The 7,039-nt window shown below is 52.9% G+C and carries 6 protein-coding genes; 4 read left to right on the plus strand and 2 right to left on the minus strand.

All coding sequences use genetic code 11. The features are described 5' to 3' along the window. On the minus strand, nucleotides 1–608 hold a 608-nt coding region (locus tag AACZ40_RS27410; RefSeq protein ID WP_339676746.1), incomplete at its 3' end, for an aminotransferase class I/II-fold pyridoxal phosphate-dependent enzyme. Between the two features lie 85 nt (nucleotides 609–693). Further along, nucleotides 694–1,557 (minus strand): ATP-dependent sacrificial sulfur transferase LarE, encoded by an 864-nt coding sequence (larE, locus tag AACZ40_RS27415; protein WP_291178411.1) that lies wholly within the window; start codon nucleotides 1,555–1,557, stop codon nucleotides 694–696. A 443-nt stretch (nucleotides 1,558–2,000) separates the two neighbouring features. Between larE and AACZ40_RS27420 the strand changes: the two genes are divergently transcribed. From AACZ40_RS27420 to AACZ40_RS27435, 4 genes are all read left to right on the plus strand, one after another. Continuing rightward, nucleotides 2,001–3,893 (plus strand): c-type cytochrome domain-containing protein, encoded by a 1,893-nt coding sequence (locus AACZ40_RS27420; RefSeq protein ID WP_291178414.1) that lies wholly within the window; start codon nucleotides 2,001–2,003, stop codon nucleotides 3,891–3,893. Between the two features lie 155 nt (nucleotides 3,894–4,048). Next, nucleotides 4,049–5,158, plus strand: coding sequence for a glycine oxidase ThiO (gene thiO, locus AACZ40_RS27425; RefSeq protein ID WP_291178417.1), 1,110 nt, complete (start codon nucleotides 4,049–4,051; stop codon nucleotides 5,156–5,158). 26 nt (nucleotides 5,159–5,184) lie between these two features. Beyond that, the gene (gene dtd, locus AACZ40_RS27430) at nucleotides 5,185–5,634 is read left to right on the plus strand and encodes a D-aminoacyl-tRNA deacylase (protein WP_291178420.1); all 450 of its coding nucleotides are present in this window, start codon (nucleotides 5,185–5,187) and stop codon (nucleotides 5,632–5,634) included. A 297-nt stretch (nucleotides 5,635–5,931) separates the two neighbouring features. Further along, nucleotides 5,932–7,039: CvpA family protein (locus AACZ40_RS27435; RefSeq protein WP_339676750.1), on the plus strand; the 1,108-nt coding region annotated here is incomplete at its 3' end.

Genomic DNA, 7,039 nt, shown 5'->3' on the forward strand with positions numbered 1-7,039 from the left:
CAGATGGAGATGGTATCAAGGGGGGCGCAGATTTCTTTCATCGTATATCCGCCAGCAACACATGCATTAAAGATTCGTGCGCCATCCATGTGGGTTTTCAAGCCGTTTTCGTGCGCCCAGTTACAGATATCAGTGAGCTGATCGAGAGGGTAGTAGTGTCCTCCGCCAGCATTGGTCGTATTTTCTACGCATAAGAGTCGGGTGCGGGTCAGATGCTGATCGTTGGCGCGAATCTTTCCGCGGAGACCTTCTACCGTCAACATGCCTCGTTCACCGGTCAAGGTTCGGCAGCTGACACCACTCAGAATCGCGGGGGCGCCTCCTTCAAAAATAGCGATATGCCCGAGTTCATGAATCAGCAGTTCATCGCCGGGCAGGCAGTGAGCACGCAGACCCATCTGATTGGACTGCGTTCCCGAGCAGGCAAAGACGGCGGCTTCCTTACCAAGCATCTCACAGACCATGGCTTCGAGCCGATTGACTGTCGGGTCTTCCCCATTCATGTCATCGCCCAGTTCTGCAGAAATCATTGCCTGCAGCATTGCGGGTGTGGGTCTGGTTTTCGTGTCACTGCGAAGGTCGATGAAAGACGAACTGTCTGAATCCACGGCTGGTTTCCTTGTCATTCGTTACGGTAATACTGGGTTGTGTGCGGTTATTTCAGAAGCGAACAGAAAATGATCTCTCCTGAGTTCAGGTTTTGGGAGCGGCTATCTGCAGGTCATTGATGGAAAGAAAACTGTTGAGGCTACCTGAGCGAAACCCCTGCAGATCCAGTGTCACATTCCGAAAACCGAGCTGCAGGAAATGGTCAGAAATCTGAGTGAGCGCTGCGGGAGTGGTCAGTTTGGAAATTTCGTCCAGGGGCACTTCAATGCGGGCCAGTTCATTGGGTTCCAGCCGTACGCGGAGTTCGCGAATCTGGAACTGTTCACGAAGAAACTGTTCCCCTTGATCGATTCTCTGCACCCGCTCCTCTGTGACTTCAACCCCATAGGCGATGCGGCTGGACAGGCAGGGGTGCGCGGGTTTATCCCAGATGGGCAAATCCCAGTGACGTGCCAGGGCGCGAACGTCTTCTTTGGTAAATTCCGCTTCGATCAACGGGCTGCGAACTTGGTAATTGCTCGCTGCCTGCATGCCGGGACGATGATCACCGCGGTCATCCAGGTTGGCACCATTGACCAGCGTGGCGGATTCCCAGTCGGTTCCCGCGATGGATTGGCTGAGAATCTGGTACAGTTCGGTTTTACAGAAAAAGCAGCGGTTGGGTGCATTGGCCCGGTACTCGGCTGTAGCAAATTCCGATGTGGAAACCAGGCGATGCGGAATACCGATCCGTTCAGCCAGTTGAATCGCTTCTTCTTTTTCGCCCGCTGCCAGGCTGGGACTGACTGCAGTGGCCGCCTGTGCGTATTCGCCCCGTGCCAGATAAGCGGCCTGGGCAACGACGGTACTGTCCACACCAGCAGAAAAAGCGACAATAATCCGCTCCATGTTCGCCAGGATTTCAGTCAGACGTGTGGATTTCCGGGATAATTCTGCGGTCAGAGACATAATCAAAAGAGAAGAATATATATGAGGTTATCAGGAATTCATGCGATCGGTTACTATTATAGACAACCCGGGGCGGCATTGTCTTGGAACTTCCCGCGAAAATCCTGGGATTCCACATCAAGACCGCCAAAAAGGCACGAATCCGTTGTGGAGAAGGGAGGTTCAGTTAATAAGGGAATTTACAGACTGTCTCCGGATCTGCGATTCATTACATTCAGATCTTTTTTCTCATTCCCGGGACGATTATACTGAAAACAATAAAAAATGAGGGGGATCTCAAGTTCGGGGCACCGGATTGAGGCTGCCTTTCAAAAATACAGATGTCTGATTGAGCAAACGACTGATCAGTCAGAAGCGTCTCTCCTTCCGCCTCCTGTCTGGCGGAGCAGGGGAGTCGCTGTGAATTACCGCAATCGATCCCATTCAATACTAAGAGGAAAGTTATGTCTTATCGGTCCGTTCAGATTACTCGATTCCTGCTGGCGCTGGTTCTGTTCTCCGGAATACTCACTGCCACCAGCCAGGCGGCGAAGCTGACTGCGGAACAACGCAAGGAACTGGCTTCGATCAAACGGAACCTGGGAAAGGTTGCCACACTGATTCGTCAGAAAAATTATGACGAAGCGAAAACTCTGACCGATGAAGAAGAAGCAAAGCTGGATAAGCTCGCACTGGATGCGATGATCCCCGAAACGGATCCTGTCATTGTCAGTACCAAACGCCTGATTGCATTACGTCGTACTGTTCTGGAAAAAGCCATGGGAGGGGGAGGCGGCGCTCCTGGTGCAAATAAAGGGATCAGTTTTGAATCACAGATCGCACCGATTCTCAATGAGAAGTGTGTGAACTGTCATGGCACGCAACGCGCGAGCGCGAATCTGAAGCTGGATACTTTCGCCGACATGCGAAAAGGGGGGCGGAGTGGACTGCTGCTGGTGCCGGGAAATCCGAAAGCCAGCCTGATGGCACTCAAATTGATTGCCCCCGATAATCAGCGGATGCCTAAAAATGCTCCGGCTCTGGAACGGGATCAAATTGAGTTGATTGCAAAATGGATTCAGGAAGGGGCCCGCTTTGATGGCGAGAAAGAGACCGATCCCATCGGGGCTTCCGCGAAAGCAAAAATGAATCCCGTCAAAGTGGAAATGGCGACGGGGAATGAAAAAGTTTCTTTCATGGAAGACATTGCTCCCTGGATGCTGGATTTCTGCATGCGTTGTCACAGTGGAAACAATCCGGCCAGTGGATTCTCGGTGGTGACCTTCGAAGATATTTTGCGCGGTGGTGATACCGGCGAGGTGATTGTGCCCGGAAAACCGGATGACAGTCGTCTGTGGCAACTGGTCGGTTTGCAGGATCCGATCAAGATGCCTCAGGGGCAGGCCTTGCTCAAACGTAAAAATGCCACTGATCTGAAAACCTGGATCGAAGAAGGCGCCAAGTTCGATGGTAAGAATGCCAAAGGCAACCTGCGGGAAATGGTGCCGACCGAAGATGAGAAACGAATGGCAGAGCTGGCGAATCTCTCGCCGGAAAAATTTGCAGATCTCAGAAGGGAAACCCTCGAGCCGACCTGGAAACGCGCGTTAAACAACGAAAAGCCGGAACTGCTCGAGACAGATGATTTTATTTTCTATGGCAATGTCAGTTCAGACCGACTGAAGCAGATCGCTGGCTGGGCAGAAGCACAGGCAGACGAGTTACGCAAACTGTTCAATGAAAAACAGAAGCCACTCTGGCGAGGCAAGCTGGCTGTGCATGTGATCAAAGACCGGTTTGGTTATTCGGAATTCAATCTGACCATTGAAGATCGCCGGATCGACCCTGCCACAACCTGGCATTCCAAAGTCACGCCGACTTCTCTGGACGCGTATCTGGTTCTGCAGGATGTCGGCGATGAAGCGACCGTGGATTCCCCGGGCCTGCAGACGAATGTGGTAGCAGGCTTGACCAACGCGGCGATCCAGCGTGGAGAAGGGGAGGTGCCGATGTGGCTGGCCCGCGGGCTGGGAATGCTGCTGGCTGCAAATGGTTCTTCCAGTCAAAAATATTTTGAGTCGTTAAGGCAGGAAGCACTCGATGCGGCTCCCAAAGTGACACGACCTGAAGAACTGGTTGCAGAAGGGACCTTTTCACCTTCCGAAACAACGGCCGTCGGATTTACGCTGGTTGAGTTTCTGATCAACAACGGGGGAGCCCAAAAGATGGCGCTGTTGTTGAAGGAGTTCAAAGCGGGAACCGCGGCTCCTGCAGCATTGCAGAAAGTCTACGGGACGAATCTGCGGGCACTGGCGATAGCCTATGCCAAGACGCTGCGCCCCGGGAAGTTGAATTGATTTTCCTGTGAATCGGAATCAGACAGAAATGCAGGGGGGCCCCGTTTCCTGTTTTGGGAAATGAGTGGCAGCCCTGTGATTCTGCGATCAGTCCGCTATAATCAACCGCCTTGAATGTCTCGTACTGATGCGTGTGACCAGGGCTCGTTAAACCCATGATGGATGTAAATATTATTGGCGGTGGAGTGATCGGACTGTCGATCGCTTACGAACTGGTAAAGCAGGGCTTGACCGTTGCCGTCTTTGATCGTCAGCAGTTCGGCGAGGAAGCCTCCTGGGCCGGTGCCGGCATGCTGCCTCCCGCAAAAATGGAATGCGCGACAACCCCCGGCGGCCAGCTGCGCGCCGCCAGTCAGCCATTGTGGCCCGAGTGGTCACGTTGTCTGCAGGAGGAATCGGGGATCGATAACGGCTACCTCAATTGTGGTGGTCTGCATGTGTCTCTCTCTGAAGAAGTCGCAGACTGGCAGAATTATGTCGACGACTGGCGCAGAACCGGGACCGTTGTCGAAGAACTGGATTCGGTTTCGTTACGGGAACGCGCACCCTTTTTAAGTGAGCAGATCCAGAGTGGATTCTATCTGCCCGAAATGGGACAGGTTCGTAATCCGCGACATATGAAAGCACTGCTGTCTGCCTGTGCCAGTCGAGGAGTCGCGCTGCATGCAGGGGCTCCTGTCATCGGATTTAAAACCGAAGGAGAGAACGTCACGGGAGTACGAACACCTTCCGGAGTTCATCGGGCGGGGCAAACAGTGATCGCCGGAGGCGCCTGGTCACCGGAAGTGCTCAGCAGACTCGGCATTCAATGTGATCTGATCCCCGTTCAGGGACAGATTGTCCTGCTGTCGATGAAACGACTGCTGTTTCGCCAGGTGATTGAAGCGGGGCGTCGTTATCTCGTGCCACGCAGCGACGGCAAAATTCTGATCGGCTCTACTGAAAAACAGGCTGGCTTCAATAAAGAGAATACGGCAGAGGGAGTCGCCGGGTTGATCGCGTTTGCGCAGTCAGTCGTGCCCGGCTTGAAGGAGGCAACATTCGAACGCGCCTGGGCGGGCTTACGGCCGAAGTCAATAGATGGATTACCTTACCTGGGGCGCGTCGCAGGATATCAGAATCTGATCATGGCCGCCGGGCATTATCGGGATGGCTTACAGCTTTCGCCGATCACCGCGAAGCTGATTCGGCAGTTAATCTGTGGGGAAGAACCAGAAATTTCACTGGAACCGTTTTCCTGCAGTCGCGGTATTCAAACTGATTGAGTTATCTTCATCGAGGAGTTTTCCACTTGAGAGCTGTTGTACAAAGAGTGTCCCGCGCGAGCGTGACGGTGAATGGTGAGATCACGGGAGAAATCGAGCAGGGGTTTCTGGTCTTGCTGGGTGTGGAGCAGGATGATACGCAGGATGATGTGATTTACCTCGCTCAAAAAGCAGCCGGTCTGCGAGTGTTTGAAGATGCGGACGGAAAAATGAATCTGGCATTATCCGATGTGAACGGTAAGATGCTGGTTGTGAGTCAGTTCACCCTGCTGGGAGACTGTCGTAAGGGACGCCGTCCGAGTTTTGTGAATGCGGCGCGGCCCGAACAGGCCAATGAACTCTACCAGAGTTTTGTGGCGGAAGTCCGCGGTCAAGGTATTGAAGTGGAAACGGGACGTTTTCAGGAACACATGGATGTGGAACTGGTCAACGATGGCCCTATCACGCTGCTGATTGACAGTAAGAAGCAGTTTTAAATGTCGCGCGCCTGCGATTTTTTGTGATCCGCTTTCATTGCCGCTGAACTGAGGTAAAACCCGGAACCAGGCTGGTAAAATTTTGACCGATGGCCCCTGCTTTTCTATTTTGAAAATTCAGCCTCGTTTATCTTTGCTTCTGCCATTTCAGACCCAAAATCTGGGCTTTCCGCGGGGCTCGATTTTGGCCTATAATCCCCTTCCCTTGAATGGATGAAAAATCGGGGGAGTACGAGCAGGGGAGAGGGCCACTCCCGAAATTTCTCATGGACGAGCCGAAATAGACAGGATGTCGCGATGTGGTTTGATTTGCTGATAGTTGGGATTCTGATTTATGCTGTCTGGAAAGGTGCCTCCAAAGGCGTCGTCTGGCAGCTGGCCGCGATTGCAGCTCTCGTGCTCTGCTTTGCATTTGCGGAATCTCTGTCGCTGCAACTGGCGCCTCTGATTAATGTCAAACCGCCGCTGAATCGCTGGATCGCGATGCTGGCGATCTACATTGCATTCTCGTTTATCTCATTTACATTGGCGCGGAGTTTAAAGACCGCCATCGACTCATTGAAGTTTAACGAGTTCGATCGCCATCTGGGCGCTGTGCTGGGACTGCTGAAAGGCGTTCTGTTTTCTTTGTTCCTGACATTCTTTCTGATTACGATTTCAGAAACGGCCCGGGCAACCGTTCTTGAGTCGCGCAGTGGTTATGCTGCGGCAGTGATTCTGAATGAAATGGCGCCGGTGATGCCGGAAGAACTGCATCATATTCTGGATACCTGTCTGGCCAAGCTGGATCATCCTGGTGTTGATCTGCACGATCATCATGATGATGAGCTGTTCGGCGATGACCACGACCACGATCAGCACGAGGATCACAATCCGTTTCCTCCCGGTTCGAATGATCTCCCCAATCCCTTCTTTGAGAAATCAGGAAGTGGCGGTTCTGATGTCCGAACCACAAAACAGGATTCCTTACTGAAAGAGATTTTGAAAAGTATTCCCAGCTATCTTAAGAGTGAACTCGAAGACAAAGTAATTGAAGCCTATAACGCGACCTCACCTGAGGATCGGGAACGGTTCGCCAGGGAACTGCAGTCGCGGATTCCCGGCGTACTGAGAAATGTGACCAACGACTGGCAGGACGGCCAGCCACAGACATCCTCGACGGAGAATTCACTATTTGGTCCCAATGGGGGGCAGGCGACTCCGGAAACACAGGCTGTCACTCAGGAACGCACGGAACTCCTGGGGGGGATTGCCGCCGTCTATTCTGATTACCCGGAAGCACAGGACTCACTGATCGAAGAATTTGATGCCACGCTGACGGGACTGCCAGACCAGGTGGTCCTGGCGGTCTTGCGTGACTGGCGGGCAGACCTGTTATTAAACGGGGGAGACCCCGATCCCAAAA

The sequence above is a fragment of the uncultured Gimesia sp. genome (genome assembly GCF_963972345.1).
Lineage (GTDB): Bacteria > Planctomycetota > Planctomycetia > Planctomycetales > Planctomycetaceae > Gimesia.

What these genes read in the sequence shown, in the direction of transcription:
- larE (WP_291178411.1), bottom strand. Translation starts at nt 1,557, where the DNA reads ATGTCTCTGACCGCAGAATTATCCCGGAAATCCACACGTCTGACTGAA.
- AACZ40_RS27420 (WP_291178414.1), top strand. Translation starts at nt 2,001, where the DNA reads ATGTCTTATCGGTCCGTTCAGATTACTCGATTCCTGCTGGCGCTGGTT.
- thiO (WP_291178417.1), top strand. Translation starts at nt 4,049, where the DNA reads ATGATGGATGTAAATATTATTGGCGGTGGAGTGATCGGACTGTCGATC.